The 22,109-nt window shown below is 74.2% G+C and carries 19 protein-coding genes and 2 riboswitches; of the genes, 8 read left to right on the forward strand and 11 right to left on the reverse strand.

The features are described from left to right. Positions 1–38 precede the first annotated feature (38 nt). Positions 39–206, forward strand: a complete 168-nt coding sequence (locus AB0H28_RS02785) for a hypothetical protein (protein WP_358033183.1) — start codon at positions 39–41, stop codon at positions 204–206. Positions 207–210: 4 nt separating this feature from the next. Here AB0H28_RS02785 and AB0H28_RS02790 read toward each other — a convergent pair whose 3' ends face one another. Then, the gene (locus AB0H28_RS02790; RefSeq protein WP_358033846.1) at positions 211–1,650 is read right to left on the reverse strand and encodes a PrsW family intramembrane metalloprotease; all 1,440 of its coding nucleotides are present in this window, start codon (positions 1,648–1,650) and stop codon (positions 211–213) included. 23 nt (positions 1,651–1,673) lie between these two features. Beyond that, a riboswitch (SAM riboswitch) is annotated at positions 1,674–1,796 on the forward strand. A gap of 46 nt (positions 1,797–1,842) precedes the next feature. Between AB0H28_RS02790 and AB0H28_RS02795 the strand changes: the two genes are divergently transcribed. Further along, positions 1,843–3,135 (forward strand): aminotransferase class V-fold PLP-dependent enzyme, encoded by a 1,293-nt coding sequence (locus tag AB0H28_RS02795; protein WP_358033186.1) that lies wholly within the window; start codon positions 1,843–1,845, stop codon positions 3,133–3,135. Positions 3,136–3,231: 96 nt separating this feature from the next. On the opposite strand, the gene AB0H28_RS02800 is transcribed toward AB0H28_RS02795, so the two are convergent. Next, positions 3,232–4,446 carry an FUSC family protein gene (locus AB0H28_RS02800; protein ID WP_358033189.1) on the reverse strand — a complete coding sequence of 405 codons (1,215 nt, stop codon included), beginning with the start codon at positions 4,444–4,446 and terminating at the stop codon, positions 3,232–3,234. Positions 4,447–4,515: 69 nt separating this feature from the next. On the opposite strand from AB0H28_RS02800, the gene AB0H28_RS02805 reads away from it, so the two are divergent. Further along, on the forward strand, positions 4,516–5,151 hold the full coding sequence (locus AB0H28_RS02805) for a metal-dependent phosphohydrolase (protein ID WP_358033191.1): 636 nt from the start codon (positions 4,516–4,518) through the stop codon (positions 5,149–5,151). Here the strand turns inward: AB0H28_RS02805 and AB0H28_RS02810 are convergent. Next, entirely contained in the window at positions 5,077–5,409 is a 333-nt protein-coding gene (locus AB0H28_RS02810; protein WP_358033194.1) for a DUF4031 domain-containing protein, read from the reverse strand. The two genes, AB0H28_RS02805 and AB0H28_RS02810, sit on opposite strands and share 75 nt — an antisense overlap. A 33-nt stretch (positions 5,410–5,442) precedes the next feature. On the opposite strand from AB0H28_RS02810, the gene AB0H28_RS02815 reads away from it, so the two are divergent. Then, a complete protein-coding gene (locus tag AB0H28_RS02815) occupies positions 5,443–6,843 on the forward strand; it encodes an FAD-linked oxidase C-terminal domain-containing protein (protein ID WP_358033196.1) in 1,401 nt (466 codons plus the stop codon). 1 nt (position 6,844) lies between these two features. Here AB0H28_RS02815 and AB0H28_RS02820 read toward each other — a convergent pair whose 3' ends face one another. Beyond that, positions 6,845–7,354, reverse strand: a complete 510-nt coding sequence (locus AB0H28_RS02820) for a hypothetical protein (RefSeq protein WP_358033199.1) — start codon at positions 7,352–7,354, stop codon at positions 6,845–6,847. Between the two features lie 68 nt (positions 7,355–7,422). Beyond that, positions 7,423–9,240 carry a glycerol-3-phosphate dehydrogenase/oxidase gene (locus AB0H28_RS02825; protein ID WP_358033202.1) on the reverse strand — a complete coding sequence of 606 codons (1,818 nt, stop codon included), beginning with the start codon at positions 9,238–9,240 and terminating at the stop codon, positions 7,423–7,425. Positions 9,241–9,293: 53 nt separating this feature from the next. On the opposite strand from AB0H28_RS02825, the gene AB0H28_RS02830 reads away from it, so the two are divergent. The 3 genes from AB0H28_RS02830 to AB0H28_RS02840 all read left to right on the forward strand — a co-directional run bounded on the left by AB0H28_RS02830 (position 9,294) and on the right by AB0H28_RS02840 (position 12,930). After that, on the forward strand, positions 9,294–11,708 hold the full coding sequence (locus tag AB0H28_RS02830) for a S8 family serine peptidase (RefSeq protein ID WP_358033205.1): 2,415 nt from the start codon (positions 9,294–9,296) through the stop codon (positions 11,706–11,708). Positions 11,709–11,741: 33 nt separating this feature from the next. Then, positions 11,742–12,662: a GNAT family N-acetyltransferase gene (locus AB0H28_RS02835; protein ID WP_358033208.1), complete on the forward strand. Its 921-nt coding sequence runs from the start codon at positions 11,742–11,744 to the stop codon at positions 12,660–12,662. A gap of 61 nt (positions 12,663–12,723) precedes the next feature. Beyond that, positions 12,724–12,930 (forward strand): hypothetical protein, encoded by a 207-nt coding sequence (locus AB0H28_RS02840; protein ID WP_358033211.1) that lies wholly within the window; start codon positions 12,724–12,726, stop codon positions 12,928–12,930. A gap of 68 nt (positions 12,931–12,998) precedes the next feature. Here AB0H28_RS02840 and groL read toward each other — a convergent pair whose 3' ends face one another. From groL to AB0H28_RS02855, 3 genes are all read right to left on the reverse strand, one after another. Then, positions 12,999–14,621: a chaperonin GroEL gene (groL, locus tag AB0H28_RS02845; protein WP_358033215.1), complete on the reverse strand. Its 1,623-nt coding sequence runs from the start codon at positions 14,619–14,621 to the stop codon at positions 12,999–13,001. A gap of 275 nt (positions 14,622–14,896) precedes the next feature. Beyond that, complete coding sequence (locus tag AB0H28_RS02850; RefSeq protein WP_358033218.1) at positions 14,897–16,036, reverse strand: hypothetical protein; 1,140 nt, start codon at positions 16,034–16,036, stop codon at positions 14,897–14,899. Between the two features lie 108 nt (positions 16,037–16,144). Then, entirely contained in the window at positions 16,145–16,348 is a 204-nt protein-coding gene (locus AB0H28_RS02855) for a cold-shock protein (RefSeq protein WP_013288855.1), read from the reverse strand. Between the two features lie 223 nt (positions 16,349–16,571). Here AB0H28_RS02855 and AB0H28_RS02860 point away from each other — a divergent pair, with 223 nt between their 5' ends. Continuing rightward, positions 16,572–17,087: a GNAT family N-acetyltransferase gene (locus tag AB0H28_RS02860; RefSeq protein WP_358033220.1), complete on the forward strand. Its 516-nt coding sequence runs from the start codon at positions 16,572–16,574 to the stop codon at positions 17,085–17,087. Between the two features lie 63 nt (positions 17,088–17,150). On the opposite strand, the gene paaN is transcribed toward AB0H28_RS02860, so the two are convergent. From paaN to thrC, 3 genes are all read right to left on the reverse strand, one after another. Beyond that, positions 17,151–18,824, reverse strand: a complete 1,674-nt coding sequence (gene paaN, locus AB0H28_RS02865; protein WP_358033223.1) for a phenylacetic acid degradation protein PaaN — start codon at positions 18,822–18,824, stop codon at positions 17,151–17,153. Positions 18,825–18,876: 52 nt separating this feature from the next. Further along, a complete protein-coding gene (locus AB0H28_RS02870; protein WP_358033225.1) occupies positions 18,877–20,049 on the reverse strand; it encodes a GNAT family N-acetyltransferase in 1,173 nt (390 codons plus the stop codon). Positions 20,050–20,146: 97 nt separating this feature from the next. Beyond that, positions 20,147–21,436, reverse strand: coding sequence for a threonine synthase (gene thrC, locus AB0H28_RS02875; RefSeq protein ID WP_358033228.1), 1,290 nt, complete (start codon positions 21,434–21,436; stop codon positions 20,147–20,149). A gap of 12 nt (positions 21,437–21,448) precedes the next feature. Next, a riboswitch (SAM riboswitch) is annotated at positions 21,449–21,582 on the reverse strand. Positions 21,583–22,109: the final 527 nt, after the last annotated feature.

The raw sequence follows: 22,109 nt of genomic DNA on the forward strand, positions 1-22,109 counted from the left end.
GGAAGCCCAGGCACCTCAGCGCGCCCTGGGGAGGGACCATGCCGGTAGTGATCAAGAAGATCCTCGCCTGGGGATTCCTCGCGTTCCTGATCTACTTCATGGCGTTCCGGCCCGACGGCGCGGCGCAGCTCTTCCGGGGCATCGGGGCCGCGCTGATGGCCATCGCCCAGGGGCTCGGCGACTTCCTCACCGGCCTGGTGGCCTGACCGCTCAGCCGTGCGGATGCCACGGGTGCGGGCCGTGGCCGATCGGCGGGGGCGGCGGGGCCAGCACCACCGGGATCGGCACCACCGGCTCGTCCGGCGCGTCGACCGGGCGCTGCGAGCCGTCCGGGAACCGCAGGTGGTAGCGCTGCCCGTCCCAGACCCCGACCGGCGCCTGCGGGTCGCGGCCCACGAAGAACGACCGGTACGCGGCGATCGAGTCCAGCAGTTCCCGTTCCTCCCGCGCCGTCCGGTCCCGCTCCGCGGGCTTGCGGTCCAGCCCCCGGCGCATGCCGTCGCGCAGCAGCGCCAACCGGGTCGCCGCGAACTGGTAGCCGCGCATCGCCTTCACCCCGCCGTCGCCGGCCACCCGGCGGGCCCAGGCGCGGGCCGCGTGCCGCCGGCCCAGGCTGCCCAGCGCCGCCACCTCCGGCGGGGTGAGCCAACCCGCCCGGACGTAGTCGGGCAGGGTGCGCTCGGTGAGCCGCCCCTCCCAGGCGCGCAGGCCGACGGCCAGCCCGACCATGCCGAAGAAGATCGGCACCATCACCCCGATGTAGCCGTAGAGCGCGATCACCGGCTGCCCGGTGACCTGCGCCAGGGAGGGGATCAGGTTCCAGGTGCCGTGCAGCATCATGGCCAGCAGCAGCCCGGCGAGCGGGGCGAGGACCCGCACCCGCCGGTCGGCGGTCCGCGCGGCGACGCCCAGCCCGACGCCGGTCATCGAGGTGAATAGCGGGTGGGCGAAGCCGAACAGCAGGATCCGCACGATGAAGATGGCGATGACCTGCTGCGCGCCGGTGGCCGGGCCGTACTCCTCCACGCCGGTGCGGTAGCCGTAACCGCCGAGGTAGAGGATGTTCTCGACCATGGCGAAGCCGACCGCGGAGAGCCCGCAGTAGACCAGGCCGTCGGTGATGCCGGAGAACTCGCGACGCCGGAAGATCAACAGCAGGATCGGGCCGGCCGCCTTGGTCAACTCCTCGATGAACGGCGCGACCAGCACCGCGGTCAGCGCGGCGGGCAGCCCCCAGTCCTTGAACAGCCGCGCGCCCGTCTCGTTGACCAGCAACGAGATGGCGGTGGAGACGAAGGCCCCCCAGGCGAAGCAGAAGATCAGATATTTCAGCGGCTCGGGCTCGTAGCGGTCGAGCCAGAGGAAGCACGACACCAGCACCGGCACCGGCAGGATCGCCGCGATCACGCCGACCAGCAGCGCCTCGGCACCCAGGCTCTCGCCCAGCGTGAACACCATGAACAGCGCGCCGGCCGCGATCAGCAGCACCACCCCGGCCAGCGCCAGGAAGCGCCGCCAGCCGAGCCGGCGCAGCGGCATCCGCGGCGTCGGCGGGACGGCGGGCGCGGACGGCGGCGGCAGTGCTCCGCCGGGCGGGGTGACGGCCATGCGGTCAGCGTAGTCACCCACGCCCCACTGTTCCGGCCGCATCACGACGGCTATGCTCCGGGACAGGTCACGAGCGCCAGCGTCAAGCCCCGGCTTGCTGGCCGGCAACCCTCGTCGAGGTTCGCGGTGGGGTGCCCCGGGTGATGACCGGGCCCAGCGCCGCACCGCGTGCTGGGCAAGCGCGGACCCGTCGGCCACACCCCGGGGGTCCCCTGTGTGCGGGAGGCTCCGCCCATGACCGTCACCCTCGTACCCGCCCCGCCCGCGCCGGCCCGGCCGGACCCGCTCGGCGTGCTCGGCGTACCGGGAGAGATCAACCTGGACCACGCCGCCAGCGCGCCGTGCGCGCGGGCCGCGGCCGACGCGGTGGCCGAGCTGCTGCCCTGGTACGCGAGCGTGCACCGCGGCGCGGGGGCGCTGTCGAGGCGCTGCACGCTCGCCTACGAGCGGGCCCGGCAGACCGTCGCGGACTTCCTCGGCGCGCGCCCCACCGATCACGTGATCTTCACCCGGAACACCACCGACGCGGTGAACCTGCTGGCCCGGGCGCTGCCGACCGGCACCACAGTGGTCACCTTCGGCGGCGAACACCACGCCAACCTGGTCCCCTGGCCGCGCGGCTCGGTGCGGCTGCCGGTGCCGGACAGCCCGACCGGCGCGGTCCGCTCCCTCGACGCGGCGCTGGGTGAGCTGGCCCGCGACGCCCGGCCCGGCCTGCCCGTGCTGGTCGCGGTCACCGGAGCGAGCAACGTGACCGGCGAGTGCTGGCCGGTGGCCGAGCTGGCCCGGGTGGCCCACCGGCACGGCGCGCGCATCCTGGTGGACGCCGCGCAGCTCGCCCCGCACGCGCCGGTCGACGTGACCGCGCTGGACCTGGACTACGTCGCGCTCTCCGGCCACAAGCTGTACGCCCCGTTCGGCGCGGGCGTGCTGGCCGGGCGGGCGGACTGGCTCGACGCCGCACCGCCGTACCTGCCCGGCGGCGGCGCCACCAGTCACGTCGGCGCGGCCACCCACGACGTCCGGTGGGCGACCGGCCCGGCCCGACACGAGGGCGGCACCCCGAACCTGCTCGGCGCGGTGGCGCTGGCGGCGGTCTGCGCCGCGCTCACCGCGGCGGACCGGACCGCGCTGCACGCCCGGGAGCAGGCGTTGCTGACCCGGCTGCGCGCCGGCCTGGCCGCGGTGCCGGACGTCGTGGAGCTGCGCACGTTCGGCCCGGAGGCGCCCCGGGTCGGCATCGTCAGCTTCGTGGTCGCCGGGCGGGACTCCGCCGAGGTGGCCGCGCACCTGGCCGCCCGGCACCGGATCGGCGTCCGGGACGGCCTGTTCTGCGCCCACCCGCTGACCCGCCGCCTGCTGACCGAGGCTGCCGCCCGCACCCCCGGCGCCGCTTTGCCCCCCACCGCCCTACGCGCCAGCATCGGCCTCAACACCACCCCCCACGAAATCGACACCCTCCTAACCGCCCTAACCACCCTCCCCCTCCCCCTCCCCCCTTCCCCCCTCCCCGTCGAAGCGCGCTGATTCACGGAGAGTGGGGCTGTCCGGGCGCGAATAGCCCCACTTTCCGTGAATCAGCGGGGGGTGGGGGTGGGGGTGGGGTGGGGGTGGGGGTGGGGGTCAGCGGGTGGGGGGTGAGGGGTGGTCGTTGGCGTGGAAGGCCCCACGGACCAGGCGGTTCGCCTCCTCCTGCTCGATGCCGGAGGCCACCATCAGATCGCTCGCGGTGGTACGCACCTGCGCGATGACCACGCTGCCGGAGAAGCTTACCCCCTCGGCGTACGCCCGCCCGGCCTCGCTGACCGCGCGCAGCGTCCGCTCCCGGGCCTGCTGCGGCTCCTCCCCCACGGCGAACTCGTGCCGCAGCAGGCGTACCGACTCGGCGAGGTGACCGATCGCGTCGGGCATCGGCTCGGGGATCGCCTCCTCGTCCTCGATCATCGTGACCGAACGGCGGATCAACGTGCCGCTGTTGCGCATCGCCCGGTCGATCGGATCGGCCGCCTCGGCGTAGTGGGTCAGCTCGCTGCGCCGGTGCCAACGCGCCGGCGAGATGGTGATGGTCTCCTTGGCGCCCTGGATCGCCTCGCCGAGCGCGGCCAGCTCCTCCTTGTTCTCCCGGAGCCGGAACAGCGCCCGTTGGGCCGCGTCCCGGTTCCGTTCGCGCAACGCCCCGGCGCACACGTCGAGCTGGTCGGCGAGCAGGTCCAGTGCCGGACGCGCGGCCCGGTTGATCACCCGGAGCGGGTTGAGCGGGAGCAGCACGGCGGTGACCACGAGCGCGATGCTGCCGCCGACGAAGGCGTCGACGAAACGCGGAAACTCCAGGTTCTGGGTGGACGGGCTGAGCGTCACGATCAGCACCGCGGTCGCCGCTGCCTGGATCACGATGGCCACGCTCGCCCCGGCGAAGATGGTCAGCAGGATCGCCGCCGTCACCACCAGCGCGAGCTGCCAGGCGCCGGTGCCGAGGAAATAGATCAGCACGTCGCCGACGAGGACGCCGACCGCCACCCCGAGGATCAACTCGACGGTGCGCCGGAACCGTTGGCCCACCGAGGCGGCAAGCGTGCCGACCGCGGAGATCGGCGCGAAGACCGGTTGCGGATTGTTCAGCAGCCGATGCGAGACCAGATACGCCAGTCCGGCCGCGAGTCCGGCCTGCAACGCCAGGCCGAACGCGGTGCGTACCCGGTGCAGCCGGTCGTGCAAGGTGGCCCTGCCCCTGTCGCGCAGCTCGTCCATGGCGGCGGCGATCCGCGGCCCGTCCCGGTCGCCCAGTCCCTCGCGGGAGGTCACTCGCCGCAGGAACTGCGGTCGTCGGTCCCGGGCCATGGCGGGTACTACCCGTCCCGCCCCGGGTGAATCCTCGCCCCGGCCCCCGGATCGGGCAGACTGCACCGGATGGACGAGCTGGCGGCACGATGGCGGCGCACGGCGCGGGCGGCCGGGGCCACCGACCCGGACGGCGTCCGGCACGCCGGTGACCGGCTGCTGGCCTGCTGGCGGGAACCGCACCGGCACCACCATACGATCGACCACCTGCGGACCGTGCTCGACGTCGTCGACACGTACGCCGACCGGGCCCGCCACCGGAACCTGGTCCGGCTCGCGGCGTGGTGCCACGACGCGGTCTACGACCCGCGCGCGGGCGGCGACGCCAACGAACGGGCCAGCGCCGCCCTGGCCGAGGGTCTGCTCACCGCCGCCGGGCTGCCGGCCCCGGCGGTCGACGAGGTACGCCGGCTGGTGCTGCTCACCGCCGACCACGTGGTCGGCCCGGACGACCCGGACGGCGCGCTGCTCTGCGACGCCGACCTGGCCGTGCTCGCGGCCGAGCCGGCCGACTACCACCGGTACGCCACGGCGATCCGCCGCGAGTACGGCCACGTCACCGAGCCGGACTTCCGTGCCGGCCGGGCGACGGTGCTGCGGCGGCTGCTCGACCTGCCGGCGCTCTACCGGCTACCCGAGCCGCGCGCCCGCTGGGAGGACCGCGCCCGCGCCAACCTGACCCGGGAGCTGGGCGACCTCACCTGAGACGCGGTGCTTCGGGCGGCGCAGGCCGGCATCGCGCAGCCGGCGGACGATCTCCCGGGACGGGACCACCGTGGCGCCCAGCCAGAGGGCCACCCGGAACCGCTCGGCGGGCAGGTCGTAGTGGTCCCGGTCGAAGCCGCGCCGGGGCACGCCGAGCATCTCCGCGAAGGCGTGCAGCTCCGCGTACGAGACGTCGCTGATCAGGTGCGACCAGAGCCGGCCGCGCCAGGGCACCGCGGGCGGGTCCAGGTAGAGCATGACGACACACGGTACGCGCGTAGCCTTCCCCGCATGGCCGCCCATCCCCTCCTCGACGAACTGCGGTCCGCGCTCGGCGAGACCGCGGTGCTCACCGACCCGGACCTGCTGGCCGGCCACGAGCGGGACGAGGCGGACCTGTGCGCCTCGGGCACCCCGCTGGTGGTGGTCCGCCCCCGCGACACCGCTCAGGTGGTGGCGGCCGTGCGCGCGGCCGGCCGGCACGGCGTACCGGTGGTGCCGCAGGGGGCGCGGACCGGGCTGGCGGGCGCGGCGAACGCGGTGTCCGGCGCGCTGGTGTTGAGCACCGTGGCGATGGACCGGATCCGGGAGATCGATCCGGTCGGCCGGATCGCCGTGGCGCAGCCCGGCGTGGTCAACGCGGCGCTGGCCGGGGCGGTGCGCGAGCACGGTTTGTATTACCCGCCGGACCCCGGCTCCTGGGAGTCGTCGACGATCGGTGGCAACGTCGCCACCAACGCCGGCGGCATGTGCTGCGTGAAATACGGCGTGACCGGCGAGTACGTGCTCGGCCTGGAGGTGGTGCTCGCCTCCGGCGAGGTGCTGCGCACCGGCCGGCGCACCGCCAAGGGCGTCGCCGGCTACGACCTGACCCGGCTCTTCGTCGGCTCCGAGGGCACGCTCGGCGTGATCACCGAGGTGACCGTGGCGCTGCGCCCGGCGCCCGAGGAATCGCTGACCCTGGTCGCGGTCTTCCCCACCACGGCGGCGGCCGGCGGCGCGGTGGCCGGCATCGCCGAGCGGGGTCTCACCCCGAGCCTGCTGGAACTGCTGGACCGGACGCACCTGCGGGCGATCGAGGCGTACCGGCCGATGGGGTTGCGGACCGACGCGCAGGCGCTGCTGCTGGCGGCCGTGGACACCGGCGGGCGGGCGGCCGACGACCTGGCCCGGATCGCCGAGGTGTGCACCGCGGCCGGCGCCGACGAGGTCTGGGCGGCCACCGACGCGACCGAGGCCGCCGCGCTGCTCCAGGCCCGGCGGCTGGCCCACCCGGCGATGGAGCGGTTCGCCGCCGAGACGTTCCCCGGCGGCAACGGCGGCCTGGTCATCGACGACGTGGCGGTGCCGCGCGGCCGGCTCGCGGAGCTGCTGGACGGGGTGGCCCGGATCGCCGAGGCGTGCGACGTGCCGATCGGCGTGGTCGGGCACGCCGGTGACGGCAACCTGCACCCCAACATCGTCGTCGACCGGGCCGACCCGGCGAGCCTGGACCGCGGCCGGCGGGCCTTCGACGAGATCATGCGGCTCGGCCTGGAACTCGGCGGCACCTGCACCGGGGAGCACGGCGTCGGGCTGCTCAAGCGGGACTGGCTGGCCCGGGAGATCGGCCCGGTGGGCGTCCGGGTGCACCAGGCGATCAAGGCGGCGCTGGACCCGGCGGGGCTGCTCAACCCCGGCAAGGTGATCTGACTCAGCCCTTGTCCTCGGCCGGCGTGGCCTGGGTGAGCAGCAGCAGCACGTCGTATCCCACCGGCGGTTCCGGCTCGCCGGGGCAGTCCTGGATGGTGATGGTCAGCTCCGGCGGGATGAGCAGCGTCGAGGTCAGCGCGCCGATGCAGAGCTGGCGGTAGCGGCGGGCCTCGTCGGTCTCCTTCGCCAGCGCCGGATCGGCGAGCATCCGCTGCAACCGCCGGGTCTGCTCGGGGTTGAGCGCGCCGGTCGCGTCGACGCCGTCGCCGGCGCAGTCGCGGCACTGCCACCGCCCGGTCGGGTCCACGTCGAGGGTGCGGACCTTGCCGTCCGAGCCGAGGCGTTGCAGCAGGGTGACGCGCTTCCCGGCCGGTGTCGGGCTGGCCGGGCCCGACTGACCGGGTGTGGTGGCACTCTCGGCCCGGCCGAGGAGCGAGCAGCCGGTCAGGGCGGTCACCAGCAGTGCGGCGGCCAGCGGTGCGCAGACCCGCGTCGAGGATGGACGAACCACGCGGGAAACCTACACTTCCGTAGGTTGCGCGCACTACCCACCGAGCGGGCGGTAGGGGCCCGGCTTGCTCAGCGGGGCGAGGTCGGCAGCCCGGCGCCCCGGTCGGCGGTGAAGCCGCGCACGTCGGGCGCGCCGAGCCGCGCCGCGTCGGCGGCGATGTCGTCCGGCATGAGCTGCGACTCCCGCTCGGCCTCCACCCGCGCCCGGTAGTTGGCCACCTCGCGCGCCCGGGTCGCCGCGTCCCAGCCGAGCACCGCGCCCATCAGCTCCGCGGCGTGCTCCGCCGACTCCAGGCCGCGGTGGCTGGTCTCGATGGAGATCCGGGTACGCCGGGTGAGCACGTCCTCCACGTGCAACGCGCCTTCGGCCCGGGCCGCGTAGGTCACCTCGGCGGCGAGGTATTCCGGCGCGCCGGCCAGCGGCGAGCCGAGCAGCGGGTCGGCGTCGACCAGGGCGAGCAGGTCGAGGGTGAGGTTGCCGTAGCGCTCCAGCAGGTGCTCGACCACCCCGACCGGCACCCCGTGCCGGCGGGCCAGGTCGGCGCGGTCCCGCCACAATGCGGCGTATCCGTCGGCCCCGAGCAGCGGCAGGTCGGCGGTGCGCGACGGGCGGGTCCGCCCGAGCCGGTGCACCGCGTGGTCGACCACGTCGGCGGCCATCACCCGGTAGGTGGTGTATTTGCCGCCGGCCACCAGCAGCAGGCCGAGCATCGGCTCGACCACGGCATGCTCCCGGGACAGCTTGGAGGTGGAGTCGGCCTCGCCGGAGAGCAGCGGGCGCAGCCCGGCGTAGACGCCCTCGATGTCGGCGGTGGTCAGCGGCCGGTCCAGCACGGTGTTGACCTGCTCCAGCAGGTAGTCGATGTCGCGCGCGGTGGCGGCCGGGTGGGACCGGTCGAGCTGCCAGTCGGTGTCGGTGGTGCCGATGATCCAGTGCCCGCCCCACGGGATGACGAAGAGGACGCTCGTCGCGGTGCGCAGGATCAGGCCGGTCTCCCCGACGATCGCCGACCGGGGCACCACGAGGTGCACGCCCTTCGAGGCACGGACCCGCAGGCCGGGGCGCAACCCGACGTCGTTGAGCATGCGCGACATGTCGTCGCTCCACACCCCGGTCGCGGCGATCACGGTGCGGGCGCGGACCTCGAACTCGGCGTCCGGCGAGCCGGCCGGCGCCTCCAGGTCGCGCACCCGCACGCCGGTCACCTCGCGGGCCTGCCGGATCAGGCCGACCGCCCGGGTGCTGTTGACCACCGTCGCGCCGAGGCTGGCCGCGGTCCGGGCCAGCGTCACCACCAGGCGGGCGTCGTCGACCTGGCCGTCGTAGTAGCGGATCGCGCCGGCCAGCGTGTCGGGTCGCAGGCTGGGGAAGACCCGGCGGGCGCCCTCGCGGGTCAGGTGCCGGTGCAGCGGCATCCCGCGCCCACCGCCGAACACGCCGGCGAACACGTCGTACGCGGCCACGCCGAGGCCGTAGTAGGAGCGGCGGAGGAAACGGCGGGGCAGGTCGCGCACGCCGCCCTCGGTCGGCAGCGGCACCAGGATCGGCACCGGGCGGACCAGGTGCGGGGCGAGCCGGGTGGCGAGCAGCCCGCGTTCCGTCAGCGCCTCGTGGACCAGGTGGAACTCCAACTGCTCCAGGTAGCGCAGGCCGCCGTGGATCAGCTTGCTGGACCGGCTGGACGTGCCGGCCGCGTAGTCGCGCGCCTCCACCAGGGCGACCTTCAGGCCGCGGGACGCGGCGTCGAGCGCGGCACCCGCCCCGGTCACCCCACCCCCGATGATCAGCACGTCGAACCGCTCGGCGCGCAGCCGGCGTAGGTCGTCGGCGCGGCGCTCGGTGGAGAGCTGACCGGCCGCGGATCGGGAGACGTTGGGGTCACGCACCCGTCCACGGTAGCCGTCCCTCCGCCACGGCGACACGTCCCGGCCGTACCGTGATGACCATGCTGACCGGCCCGCCCCCTCCTGTCGTACCCATGCCGCCGCGCGAGTCCGGGCCGTGGCCGGTCGTCGCGGCGGTGGCGACCGGCGTCTGGGCGGTGCTGGTCACCGTGCCCGGTCAGGTCACCGGCTGGGTGGTCGACCAGGTGGCGCTGATCACCGGGCTGGACCGGCTGACGGCGGTCTGGCCGGTGGTCGCCGTGGTCAGCGCGCTGCTGGTCGGCGGGCCGGCGCTGGCGCTGGCGCTGGCCCCCCGGTCGGCGGCGGTGCGGGCCACCGGGCGGGCGTGGGCCGGCGGCGCGGTCGCGCTCGGCGCGGCGACGCTGCTGCGGGCGTTGCCGCCGGTGCACCACGAGGCGTACCTGGCCGCGCTGGCGGTGACCGCAACGCTGCTCGCGCTGGCCGTCGCCCGGCTGCCCCGCCGCCGGCGGGTCGGCGGTCCGGCGGCGGCCGGTCGCGGCTGGCGGCGGCCCGGCGCGGTGACGCTGCTGGCGGTCGCCGCCGGGCTGGCGGTCCTGCTGCCCTGGGTGTGGGTGGGTGCGCTGGGCGGCGTGCTGGAGACGGTGCTCGCCGGGCTGGCCGCCGCCGCGCTCGGCGGGCTGGCCGGGGCGCTGCTCGGCCCCGTGTTCTGGGCCGGTCTCGCCGCCGGGGCGGCGGTCCGGCCGGCTCGGCTGGTGCTGGTCGGCGGGCTGGTCGCCGGCGTCACGCTGGTGCTGCTGGCCGCCGGGGCCGGGCAGTCGGGCGCCCAGTTGCCGGGCCTGGTCCTGCTGCCGCCGCTCGGCTTCGTGCTGGGCGCGTTGGAGGTGGCGGCCCGGCACGGCGGGCGGACGGCCGGGCCGGTGCCGGTGCGCTGGCTGGTCGGCCTGGCGCTGGCCGGGCCGCTGGCCCTCACCGACCCGGAGGAGATCAGCCTGGTCCTGGCCAGCACCCGCGACGTGCCGTTCTGGGTCGCGGTCGGCACCGGCGCGGCGTTCGCCGTCGCGGTCCTGCTCGCCGTCGGGTACGGCGTGCTGCTCGCCCGCCCCCGCGCCCGCGCACCCCGCCGGGGCGTGGCCGGGCTGGCCGCCGGGGCGCTGCTGGCCGCCGTGGCGGTGGTGTACGTGGTCCCCGGCCAACCGGGCCTGTACGGCGAGCGGCTGCTGGTGGTGCTGCGCGAGCAGGCCGACCTGACCGGCCTGCCGGCCGGCGTGCCGGGCCGGGCCGGCCGGGACGCGCGGGCCGCCGAGGTCTACCGGCGGCTGGTCGCCACCGCCGACCGCACCCAGGGCGACCTGCGCCGCACACTGACCCGGCTGGGTCTCGACCCGACGCCCTACTACCTGGTCAACGCGATCTCCACGGACGGCGGCCCGGCGGTGCGGGCCTGGCTGGCCGGCCGTCCCGAGGTGGGCCGGGTGCTGGTCGACCAGCGGGTGCGCCCGCTGCCCGCGGCGGCGCCGCCGGCCCGCGGCGACACGCCGGCCCCGGACGGCCCCACCTGGAACGTGAAGCTGATCGGCGCGGACCGGGTCTGGTCCGAGCTGGGCGTCACCGGTGCGGGCGTGGTGGTGGGCAGCTCGGACTCCGGGGTGGACGGGCGGCACCCGGCGCTGGCCGCCGGCTTCCGGGGCGGCGACGACTCCTGGTACGACCCGTGGGAGCACCGCCGCGCGCCGGCCGACCGGGGCGGCCACGGCACGCACACGCTCGGCAGCGCGGTGGGCCGGAACGGGATCGGGGTGGCCCCGGGCGCGAGCTGGGTGGGCTGCGTCAACCTGGACCGCAACCTTGGCAGCCCGGCCCGCTATCTCGACTGCCTCCAGTTCATGCTGGCCCCGTTCCCGCCGGGAGGGAACCCGCTGACCGACGGCCGGCCGCAGCGCGCGCCGGACGTGCTGACCAACTCGTGGGGCTGCCCGCCGGTGGAGGGGTGCGACCCGGGGGCGCTGCGTCCGGCGACCGCCGCGCTGGCTGCCGCCGGCATCCTGGTGGTGGCCGCCGCCGGCAACGAGGGCCCGTACTGCGGTTCCATCGCCGACCCGCCGGCACCGTATCCGGACGTGCTCACGGTCGGCGCCGTCGACCGGTCCCGCGCGCTCACCGAGTTCTCCAGCCGGGGCCCCACCGGCGCGGTGGCGAAGCCGGACCTGGTGGCCCCCGGCGCGGCGGTGCCGTCGGCGTTCCCCGGGGGCGGGTACGCCGTCCTGGACGGCACCTCGATGGCCACGCCGCAGGTGGCGGGCGTGGTGGCGCTGATGTGGTCGGCGAACCCGGCGTTGGTCGGGGACCTGGACCGGGCCCGGCGGATCCTCACCGGGACCGCGTCGGCGGCCACGGTCCCGGCCGGCGCGGCCTGCGGCGGCACCCGGAATCTGGTCGGTGCCGGTCTGGTCGACGCATACGCGGCGGTGCGGGCGGCCCGCACCGGTTAACAAACCTTGCTGAATGGCCTAGCGTCGGCGGTCATGGAGATCATCGAGCTGGGCCCGGACCGCCTGCCCGAGGTCATCGACCTCTGCCGGCGGGCTCTTGACCTGCCGGAGGACGCGGTCGAGGCGCCGGCGGTGGTGGCCACGCTGGCCGACCGGGCGGTGACCGACCGGCCGGTGCTGCGACTCGGCGCGGTCCGCGACGGCACGCTGCTCGGGGTCCTGGTCGGGTCGCTGTCGGCGACCGATCCGCGACTCGGTCACGTCGACCTGGTCGCGGTGACGCCCGCGGAGCGCCGGCGCGGGATCGGCGCGGCGCTGCTGACCGGGGCGGAGGCGCGGCTGGCCGCGCTCGGCGCGTCCGAACTGCTGCTCGCCGGCAATCCCCCGCACTACGCCTGGCCGGGCATCGACGTGCGCTACACCCCGGCGATCTGTGCCGCGCTGCGGCTCGGCTTCCGGCAGGACCGGACGGCCTGGAACATGACCGCCGCGCTGACCGAGGGGTCACCGGCGCTGCGCCCGACCGAGGCCGCGGAGCAGCGGCTGGCCGCCGACGGCGTGACGGTACGCCGGGCCATTCCGGCGGACCTGCCGGCGCTTACCGCCTTCGTCCGGTCGGTGTTCGGCGGCACCTGGGACGGCGAGCTGGCCGGTTCGGTGGGCCGCCCGGGCGCCGGCACGCACCTGGCCGAGCGGGCCGGCGAGATCCTCGGCGTCGCCGCGTACGGGTCGGCGCGGCCGAGCTGGTTCGGGCCGATGGGCACCGCACCGGCGGCCGAGGGCTCCGGGATCGGCGGGGTGCTGCTGCGCCGCTGCCTGCGGGACCAGGCGGCGGCCGGGATCACCGCGGCGCAGATCGGCTGGGTGGGGCCGGTGCCGTTCTACTCCGGCACGGCGGGGGCCCGGATCGAGCGCGTCTTCTTCCTCTACCGGAAAGCCATCAAACGGGCATAACGCCATTAGCCCTCCGTACTGATCGACCGAACCCTACGGTCGAGCACAGAGGAGGCGGCGCATGCCCACGGAGGACGAACGCAGCCACGACCCGGCCGCGGCCGGCGAGTTGGCCGCCGACCGGCGCGACCTCGGCGACGCCGAGCAGGCCGTCACCGACCAGCCACCCGAGGAGGAGCCACGCCAACCGGCCGACGAGCCGAGACGAGTCGTGCCCCCGTACGACCGGGCGCACAAGCGGCGCAACCAACGGCCGCTGCCCACCTGACGCACACGCGGAGGGGGGCGGACCGCTGACGCGGCCCGCCCCCCTCCGGCGTACTGGTGGAGCTGGACTCAGAAGTCCATCTCCCCGCCACCCGGACCAGCCGGGGCGGCCGGGGTCTTCTCCGGCTTGTCCGCCACGACGGCCTCGGTGGTGAGGAACAGCGCGGCGATCGAGGCGGCGTTCTGCAGCGCGGACCGCGTCACCTTGGCCGGGTCGATGATGCCGGCGGCCAGCAGGTCCACGTAATCGCCGGTGGCGGCGTTGAGGCCGTGACCCGGGTCGAGGTTGCGCACCCGCTCGACGACCACGCCACCCTCGAGGCCGGCGTTGACGGCGATCTGCCGCAGCGGCGCGTCCAGCGCGATCTTGACGATCTGCGCGCCGGTCGCCTCGTCGCCGGCCAGGTCCAGCTTGTCGAAGGCGGTCTTGCCGGCCTGCACCAGCGCGACGCCACCACCCGGGACGATGCCCTCCTCGACGGCGGCCTTCGCGTTGCGGACGGCGTCCTCGATGCGGTGCTTGCGCTCCTTCAGCTCGACCTCGGTGGCCGCGCCGACCTTGATCACCGCAACACCGCCGGCCAGCTTGGCCAGCCGCTCCTGCAGCTTCTCCCGGTCGTAGTCGGAGTCGCTCTTGTCGATCTCGGCCCGGATCTGGTTGACCCGGCCCTGGATCTGCTCGGCGTCACCGGCGCCGTCGACCACGGTGGTCTCGTCCTTGGTCACCACGACCTTGCGGGCGCGGCCCAGCATGTCGAGGTTGACGGCGTCCAGCTTGAGGCCGACCTCCTCGCTGATGACCTGGCCACCGGTGAGGATGGCGATGTCGGTCAGCATGGCCTTGCGGCGGTCACCGAAGCCCGGAGCCTTGACGGCGACCGACTTGAAGGTGCCACGGACCTTGTTGACCACCAGGGTCGCCAGGGCCTCGCCCTCCAGGTCCTCGGCGATGATCAGCAGCGGCTTGCCCGACTGCATGACCTTCTCCAGGATCGGGAGCAGGTCCTTCACCGACGAGATCTTGCTGTTGACGATCAGGATGTAGGGGTCGTCGAAGACGGCCTCCATACGCTCCGGGTCGGTCATGAAGTAGGCGGAGATGTAGCCCTTGTCGAAGCGCATGCCCTCGGTGAGCTCAAGCTCCAGGCCGAAGGTGTTGCTCTCCTCGACGGTGATGACGCCTTCCTTGCCCACCTTGTCCATCGCCTCGGCGATGATCTCACCGACGCTGGGGTCAGCGGCGGAGATGGAGGCGGTGGAGGCGATCTGCTCCTTGGTCTCCACGTCCTTGGCGAGCTTGAGCAGCTCCTCCGAGACGTTGGCCACGGCGGCCTCGATGCCCCGCTTCAGGGCCATCGGGTTGGCGCCGGCGGCCACGTTGCGCAGACCCTCGCGAACCAGGGCCTGGGCCAGGACGGTCGCCGTCGTCGTGCCGTCACCGGCGACGTCGTCGGTCTTCTTCGCGACCTCCTTGACCAGCTCGGCGCCGATCTTCTCGTACGGGTCCTCGAGCTCGATCTCCTTGGCGATGCTCACACCATCGTTGGTGATGGTGGGGGCACCCCACTTCTTCTCGAGCACGACGTTGCGGCCCTTCGGGCCGAGCGTCACCTTCACGGCGTCGGCGAGCTGGTTCATGCCCCGCTCGAGGCCGCGGCGCGCCTCTTCGTCGAACGCGATCATCTTGGCCATACGGCGTTGTCCTCCTGGACACTCACGGGCCACCCGGGATGCCCGGATGGGCCGTCTGGTGTACGCACCTTGGGGACGTCGCCACCTGGCGACGACGACGTCCTCCTCGGTCGGGCCGGACAGCCCGCGACGACCGGCCCCGTTCCGCTCCGACGCCTCCTGCGACGCCGGCGCGGCCGTGGCCCTACCGCCCCGACCATTGGCACTCACCGTACGCGAGTGCCAATGACTTGTTTAGCACTCTCCCTAGCCGAGTGCAAGCACGATGCCGCCGCTCAGCCGAGTTCCGCAGCCAGTCGGGCCGCGTTCACCGGGCCTTCGTGGGCCCGCTGCTCGGCGTACGCGACGACCAGCCCGACGAGTTGCGCGAGGTAGGCCGGCACGGCCAGCACGGCGGCGAGCACCGCAAGCGTCACCGCACCGGCCGTGGTGCCCGCCGTCGCCGTCGGATCGGTGCCGAACAGCGCACCGCTCACCGCGCTCAGCACGAAGTCCAGCAGGCTCGCCGCGACCAGCGCGCAGACGACCAGCGCCACCCGGCCCAGCACCGTGCCGAACCGCCGGTGGAACATCCGCCAGGCCCGCCCGATCGGATCCTGCCGCTCGAACAGTTGGACCGGCCCGAACAGCGCGAGCACGAACCCGGCGTAGATGCCGGGCAGCAGGCAGAGACAGGCGCCGACCGTGATCAGCAGCGAGACGACGATCGTCCAGCCCCAGAGACCGGGCGAGCGGCGCAGCCCGTACCGCAGCGCGGCGCCCGCCCCCGCCGGCTCACCGGCCGCCTGCCGGGCGACCACCCAGGTGCCCGCGCCCCAACCGACGGCCTGCAGCGGGCTGAGGACCAGGGCGGCGAGCAGGACCGCGCCGTAGAACGTCAGCATCTGCTCCAGGTAGCCGTCCGGCAGCACCGGCGCGCCGTCCGAGCCGGTCACGAACTGGTCGGTGGGGACGAGGAAGATCGCGAGGACGGAGATCGCCGCCGCCGGGACACCCTGGGTGAGCAGCAGGATCGGCAGGAGTTGCCGCCAACCCCGGCGTACCGCGTCCACACATCGCGCGAACCAGCCGCCGACGCCCGCGTGGGGCGGGTTGACCAGCGGATCGTTCGGGTCGAGGCCCGGATACCAGCCGTACGGACCGCCGGGCGCCGGCGGCGCGGGATAGGTCGCGCCGGGGAACGGCTGACCGGGGTACGCCGGACCGGCGGGCCAGCCCCAGCCGGACGGCGGCGGGCCGTACCCGGGCTGGGTCGGACCGCCCGGCCCGAAGCTGGGCGGGCCGGCGGCTGCCGGTCCGAAGCCGGACGGGCCGGCGTCCGGTCCGGCCCACGGATCGGCGGGCGGCTGACCGGCGCTGGGCGGGTCGGCCGGGGGGACCGGTTCGGCGGAACCCGACGGGGGCAGGTCGGACATGAGCCCTCCTCAGCGGCGACGGCTGGAACGGCTCATGATCTTCCACGGTGCGGGGCGCCGGCGCAGACCCGGTCGGGGTGGTTCGGCCACGCCCGGCGGCGCCGGGGATCAGGCGATGACGCGGACCCGCTCGGCCTGCGGACCCTTCTGCCCCTGGGCGATCTCGAACTCGACCCGCTGGCCGTCGTCCAGCGCCTTGTAGCCGTCCATCTCGATCGCGGAGAAGTGGACGAAGACGTCCTGCCCGCCGTCGACGGCGATGAAGCCGTAGCCCTTTTCGGCGTTGAACCACTTCACGGTGCCCTGTGCCACGGTGCACTTCCTCACTCTGCGCGGCGTTCCAAGACCCGGGGACCGGCGGACCGGCACCGGCGGCGCACCGGTTCGGCGATCGGCGACGGCCGCTGAATTCGGTGACCGAAATCGCACGCTACACGAGGCGTGACGACGGCGCACGACCACAAATCGGGCATAATCCGGGCAGTCCGCGGCCCCGCTGGAGCGCGCTCGGAGAGCGGTCCGGTATGCATGCGGCATGACCAGCGCGCCCATCCCGACCACGGTCCGCCGGATCCGGCCCGAGGACGCCGCCCGGATGCGGGCGCTCCGGCTGGAGATGCTGGCGGACGCCCCGCTGGCCTTCCTGGAGACCGTCGCCGAGGCCGCCGCTCGGCCGCACGCGGACTTCGCGGCCCGGGTGACGACGGTCTCCCGGGGCGACCACACCGCCCAGTTCGTCGCCGACCCGGGCGGTCGTCTGGTCGGTCACGCCGGGGGCACGGCCGCACCGGACGAGCCCGGGCTGACGCTCGTGTACGCGGTCTACGTGACGCCGGCCCGGCGGGGCAGCGGGCTGCTCGCCGCGCTGGTGGAGGCGGTGGCGGCCTGGTCCCGCGCCTGCGGTCGGTCCGAACTGATGATGGAGGTGGTGGTCGGCAACGACCGCGCCTACCGGGCCTACCAGAAGCTGGGCTTCACCGACACCGGCGTACGGGTCCGGCACCCGCGGGTCCCCGCCCTGCGCGAACTCCAGATGCGCCGCCCGGCCTGACCTGCCGCGTTGTTGAGAAGGGGCCCCTTCTCTACCGGATGCGTTAAGAAGGGGCCCCTCCTTTCACGCGGGGCGGCGGGACTGCACGACGCGGAAGCGGTTCGCCACGTAGGCGCCGTCGGTCAGGGCGGAGTTGGCCGCCGGGTTCGCGCCGGAGCCGTGGAAGTCGGAGAACGCCGCCGACTGGTTGACGAACACGCCGCCGGTCAGGTTGCAGGACAGGTGCACCCCGGCGTCGACCGCCGCCGCCTCGGCCGCGTCCAGCACCGCCTCGTCGGTGGAGTAGACGGCCGCGGTCAACGCGCCCTTCTCCCCCACCGTCTCGCGCAGGATGCGCAGGCTGTGCTCGGTCGAGTCGGTCGCGATGGCGAACGAGATCGGCCCGAACCACTCCCGCGCGTAGGTCGCGGTGTCGCCGGCGTCCAGCTTGACCACGGTCGGCGTACGCACCACGGCGCCCGGGAAGGACGGGTGCTCGACGGTGCGGGATTCCAGCACCGGCTCGCCGACCTTGGTGACCTCGTCGAGGCGCTCCAGCACCCCGTCGTTGACGATCGCGCCGGTCAGCTCCACGCCCCGGGCCGGGTCGGCGGTCAGCTTGGCGACCGCGCCGGCGATCCCGGCGGCCACCTCGTCGAAGCTCTTGTGCCCCTGGTCGGTGTCGATGCCGTCGCGGGGGATCAGCAGATTCTGTGACGTGGTGCACATCTGGCCGCTGTAGAGGGTGAGCGTGAAGCCCAGGTTGCGGCAGAGCCCGGCGAAGTCGTCGGTGGAGTCGATCACCACCGTGTTCAGGCCGGCCTTCTCGGTGTAGACGGCGGCCTGCCGGGCGTTCGCCTCCAGCCAGTCGCCGTACTCGGTCGAGCCGGTGAAGTCGACGATCTTCACGGCCGGGTGCAGGGCGAGCGTCGAGGCGAGCTTCTCACCGGTCGCCTCGGGCGCGAGCTGCACCAGGTTCGCATCGAAGCCGGCCTCGGCGAGCACCTGGCGGGCGTACTTCACGGTGATCGCCAGCGGCAGCACGGCGCGCGGGTGCGGCTTCACCACCACCGGGTTGCCGGTGACCAGCGAGGCGAACAACCCGGGGTACGAGTTCCAGGTCGGGAACGTGTTGCAGCCGACGACCAGCGCCACCCCGCGCGGCACCACGTGGAACGTCTTGGTCATCCGCAGCGGGTCGCCCTTGCCGGCGGCCTTCTCCCAGCCGGCCGTCCCCGGGTGACGGGTCATCTCCGCATACGCGTAGGCGACCGCCTCCAGGGCCCGGTCCAGCGCGTGCGCGCCGCCGGCCTGGAACGCCATCACGAACGCCTGGCCGCTGGTGAACTGCACCGCGTTGGCCAGCTCGAAGATGTTCTTGTGGAGGCGGTCGAGGATCTCCAGGCACACCCCGGCGCGGGCCTTCGGGCCGGCGTCACGCCAGGCCGGCAGCGCGGCGGTGGCGGCGGCCACGAGCTGGTCGGCGGTGGCGTGCGGGTAGCGCACGTCGAGCGGCACGCCGAACGGGCTGGCCTCGGTGGCGACGGTGGTGCCGTCACCGGCCTGGTCGAGCGGGAAGTCACCGCTGAGGTACGCCTCGAAGGCGGCCTTGCCGTCGGCGGCGGCGGTCTCGCCGTACACCCGGGGACTGGGCGACTCGGGATAGGCGGACCAGTACCCGCGCTCCGTGATCGCGGTCAGCGCCCGGTCGAGGGTCTCGGCGTGCCTGTCGTACAGGGGGTGCGGGGTCTCCGTCATGCCCGCCATCATGCAACAGAAAGGCACCAGATCAGTAGGGGCGTGTCACAAGTCAGATGGTCAGCTGCCAGTCGACGGAGCCGGCGGCCGGGCGGAAGCCGAGCTGCTCGTTGATCGCGATCATGTGGGCGTTGGCGGCGGCGTTCCAGGTGTCCACGGTCCGCAGCGCCGGCTCGTGGCCCAGCGCGTACGCCAGGTTGCCGGCCTTGCAGAGCAGGCCGAGCCGGTGGCCGCGGTGGCCGGGGTCGACGATGGTGATCTGCTGCCAGGCGTGCGCGGTGCTGCTCGCGTCGAGGCTGAGCTGGCTCCAGCCGACCAGCCGGCCGGACTCCCCGTGCACCGCGCCGGTGTTGTAGCGGCGCACGCCCCGGGCGTCGAGCGCCCGCTCCACCCCCCGCTTCCGCTGCGCGTCCATCTTCTGCTGTTCCCAGGCCAGCTCCCCCATCGGCGCGTCGAGCAGCAGCCGGCCCTCCAGATGCGCGGTGTCCGTGACGTACTCGTCGGGCGTGTGGTCGCGCCAGTGCACGAGGCGGTAGCCGGTGGCCGCCGCGCGGGCGTCGGCAAGCAGCACGGCCAGCCGGGACCGGTCGAGCACGGTCACGTCGAGCCGGCGGCGCACGTCGGCGTTCGCGGCCTTCGCGCCCACGGCGGCGGCGAACGCGGCACCGGGGACCTGCCGGTGCTCCTCGCCGGGCAGCGCGGCGGCGGTGGAGCCGACCAGCCGCTTGCCGCCGTGCTGCCGGAGCAGCCGCACGCCGTGCTCGTGCAACGCGCGCCCGATGCCGCGCCGGCGGTGGGCCGGGTCGACCACCAGCTCGACGCTGGCGTTGTCGGTGTTCTCCAGCGTGTGCAGGTGGAGTCGGAGCCACCCGACGGGCTGCCCGTCGACGCGGGCGACGAGCCAGCGGCCCTCGATGCCCGGCATCGGGTGCCGGAGCAGCGCCTCGAACCGCCGGCGGCAGGGGGGCGGCAGGTCCGGCTCGTCGACGGTCCGGGCCGCTTGCGCGATCCGGTAGGCCGCGTCGAGCGTGGGTCGGTCGGCGGGATCGAGCGGAGTGACGGTCAGGCCCATGGCGGCGATCCTGGCCCGGGAACGGCGACAGGGCCAGCGGATTTCCGCTGGCCCTGCGCGAGGTTGGTCGGGAGGGACGTCCGCACAACGCCTCCGGCGTTGGGTCGCAAAACTTTGAAAAGTCTCCGGCGGATGCCCTCCCGCACCGAGCATCTTGCGCCGTCCGGTTCCTGCCGTCAAGTCCTCGCCGGCGGCTTTCTGCCACCCACCGCGATTCGCCGACTACCCAGCGCCCGGAAGCGGCGGCGGGTCAGGAGAGGAGGCCGGCGTCCCGGGCGGCGCGGAGGCTGGGCTTGATGCGGTGGGTCGGGCCGGACTCGGCGGAGACGGCGTCCAGCGTCTTGAGGCCCTCGCCGGTGTTGAACACCACGGTCTCGGCGGTCGGGTCGAGCCGGCCCGACTCCACCAGCTTGCGCAGCACCGCCACCGTCACGCCGCCTGCGGTCTCGGCGAACACGCCCGTGGTCCGGGCCAGCAGCCGGATGCCGGCGCGGATCTCGTCGTCGGCGGCGTACTCCATCCAGCCGCCCGTGCGGCGGACCGCCTCCAGCGCGTAGACGCCGGCGGCCGGGTCGCCGATGTTCAGCGATTTGGCGATGCCGGTGGGCTTGACCGGGACGATGGTGTCGCGGTCGTCGTGCAGCGCGGTGGCGATCGGGTTGCAGCCGGCGGACTGCGCGCCGAACACCGTCCAACCGCCGGCCGGCGCCTCGACCAGACCGATCTCGACCAGCTCGGTGAATGCCTTGTCGATCTTGGTGAGCAGCTCGCCGGAGGCCATCGGGACGACCACCTGGGCCGGGATGCGCCAACCGAGTTGCTCGGCCACCTCGTAGCCGAGCGTCTTGGAGCCCTCGGCGTAGAACGGCCGGACGTTCACGTTGACGAACGCGGTGTCCTCGAACTCGTCGGTCTCGACCAGCTCGCCGCAGAGCCGGTTCACGTCGTCGTAGGAGCCGTCGATGGCGACCAGGTCGCCGCCGTAGACCGCGGTGGTGACGACCTTGCCCTGCTCCAGGTCGCTGGGGATGAACACCACCGACGGCACGCCCGCGCGGGCCGCGTGCGCGGCGACGGAGTTGGCCAGGTTGCCGGTGGACGCGCAGGCGTAGCGGGTGAAGCCGAGCGCCCGGGCGGCGGTCAACGCCACCGACACGACCCGGTCCTTGAACGAGTGGGTGGGGTTGGCGCTGTCGTCCTTGACCCAGAGCGGGCCGGTGATCCCCAGCTCGGCGGCGAGGTCCCCGGCGGCGACCAGCGGGGTCAGCCCCGGGTCGAGGGTGACCCGGGTGGCCGGGTCCTGACCGGCCGGGAGCAGGGCGGCGTAGCGCCAGATGCTGTCCGGGCCGGCCTCGATCTGCTCCCGGGTGACGGAGGCCAGCGCGGCGGCGTCGTAGTCGACCTCCAGCGGGCCGAAACACTCGTAGCAGGCGTGCTGGGCGGCCAGCGGGTAGCGCGCGGAACAGGCGCGACAGACCAGGGCGCGGGCCGGGCTGCGGGTGGTGTCGATGCCGGAGACGGCGGGAAGCGTCGACGTCATGTCGAGGATTTCCTCTCATCTTTCCCCGCATCGCCGGGTGCGGCGGGGACGGAATTGGCACCTGCCCGCAGGGCGCTCGCCATCGAGCGTGCGGGTGGTTGCCGGGGCGTCGTCGGGCCGTATCCCTCAGCCCCTCTGGATGAGGTATGCAGTTGTGCCGTCGAGTCTATGCGCCGCTCACGGCGTCGCCACCCGGGGTTCCCACGCAGTGGGCCGACGCGCCCGCCGCCGCAGCCCCGAACCGACCACGGAACCCGCCGTGCCGGACGGCCCACCGTCGACGGCCACCACGCCCGACAACCGGCGGTAGGCGCCGCCTTCGGGTTCCCGTGGCAGCTCGACCTATTCGACGGGAAAGAGCCAGGCCAATATGGCGACGATCAACGTCGCCGCTCCGATCAAGACGGAAAGTCCATCCACCCGCACACCCTTCTCGTTCCATGCCACGCGCAGCCTGCGCGCCCAGCCAGCCGAAGACCGTTCTGCTTTCGGCATCACAAACCCCTTCCCAACGATGCTGCGTCATGGTGCCAGCGTGGTCCGGAACGGGGAAACAACGAGGTGTACACATGGGATCACGGACACGGCGGCCCAGGGTGGTAGCTTCGCCCGGTGATTCGCTTCCTGAGGCCCGTGTCAGAGAGCACCACGGGTGTTCGCCAAGCACGGGGGA

It is taken from the genome of Micromonospora sp. NPDC050980 (genome assembly GCF_040653835.1).
In the GTDB taxonomy this organism is placed as follows: Bacteria; Actinomycetota; Actinomycetes; order Mycobacteriales; family Micromonosporaceae; genus Micromonospora.

Excerpts from the sequence above, each read along its gene's own strand:
- AB0H28_RS02785 (WP_358033183.1), top strand. The coding sequence starts at position 39 with ATGCCGGTAGTGATCAAGAAGATCCTCGCCTGGGGATTCCTCGCGTTC.
- AB0H28_RS02790 (WP_358033846.1), bottom strand. The coding sequence starts at position 1,650 with ATGCGGCCGGAACAGTGGGGCGTGGGTGACTACGCTGACCGCATGGCC.
- AB0H28_RS02795 (WP_358033186.1), top strand. The coding sequence starts at position 1,843 with ATGACCGTCACCCTCGTACCCGCCCCGCCCGCGCCGGCCCGGCCGGAC.
- AB0H28_RS02800 (WP_358033189.1), bottom strand. The coding sequence starts at position 4,446 with ATGGCCCGGGACCGACGACCGCAGTTCCTGCGGCGAGTGACCTCCCGC.
- AB0H28_RS02805 (WP_358033191.1), top strand. The coding sequence starts at position 4,516 with ATGGACGAGCTGGCGGCACGATGGCGGCGCACGGCGCGGGCGGCCGGG.
- AB0H28_RS02810 (WP_358033194.1), bottom strand. The coding sequence starts at position 5,409 with ATGCTCTACCTGGACCCGCCCGCGGTGCCCTGGCGCGGCCGGCTCTGG.
- AB0H28_RS02815 (WP_358033196.1), top strand. The coding sequence starts at position 5,443 with ATGGCCGCCCATCCCCTCCTCGACGAACTGCGGTCCGCGCTCGGCGAG.
- AB0H28_RS02830 (WP_358033205.1), top strand. The coding sequence starts at position 9,294 with ATGACCATGCTGACCGGCCCGCCCCCTCCTGTCGTACCCATGCCGCCG.
- AB0H28_RS02835 (WP_358033208.1), top strand. The coding sequence starts at position 11,742 with ATGGAGATCATCGAGCTGGGCCCGGACCGCCTGCCCGAGGTCATCGAC.
- AB0H28_RS02840 (WP_358033211.1), top strand. The coding sequence starts at position 12,724 with ATGCCCACGGAGGACGAACGCAGCCACGACCCGGCCGCGGCCGGCGAG.
- groL (WP_358033215.1), bottom strand. The coding sequence starts at position 14,621 with ATGGCCAAGATGATCGCGTTCGACGAAGAGGCGCGCCGCGGCCTCGAG.
- AB0H28_RS02850 (WP_358033218.1), bottom strand. The coding sequence starts at position 16,036 with ATGTCCGACCTGCCCCCGTCGGGTTCCGCCGAACCGGTCCCCCCGGCC.
- AB0H28_RS02860 (WP_358033220.1), top strand. The coding sequence starts at position 16,572 with ATGACCAGCGCGCCCATCCCGACCACGGTCCGCCGGATCCGGCCCGAG.
- paaN (WP_358033223.1), bottom strand. The coding sequence starts at position 18,824 with ATGACGGAGACCCCGCACCCCCTGTACGACAGGCACGCCGAGACCCTC.
- AB0H28_RS02870 (WP_358033225.1), bottom strand. The coding sequence starts at position 20,049 with ATGCTCGGTGCGGGAGGGCATCCGCCGGAGACTTTTCAAAGTTTTGCG.
- thrC (WP_358033228.1), bottom strand. The coding sequence starts at position 21,436 with ATGACGTCGACGCTTCCCGCCGTCTCCGGCATCGACACCACCCGCAGC.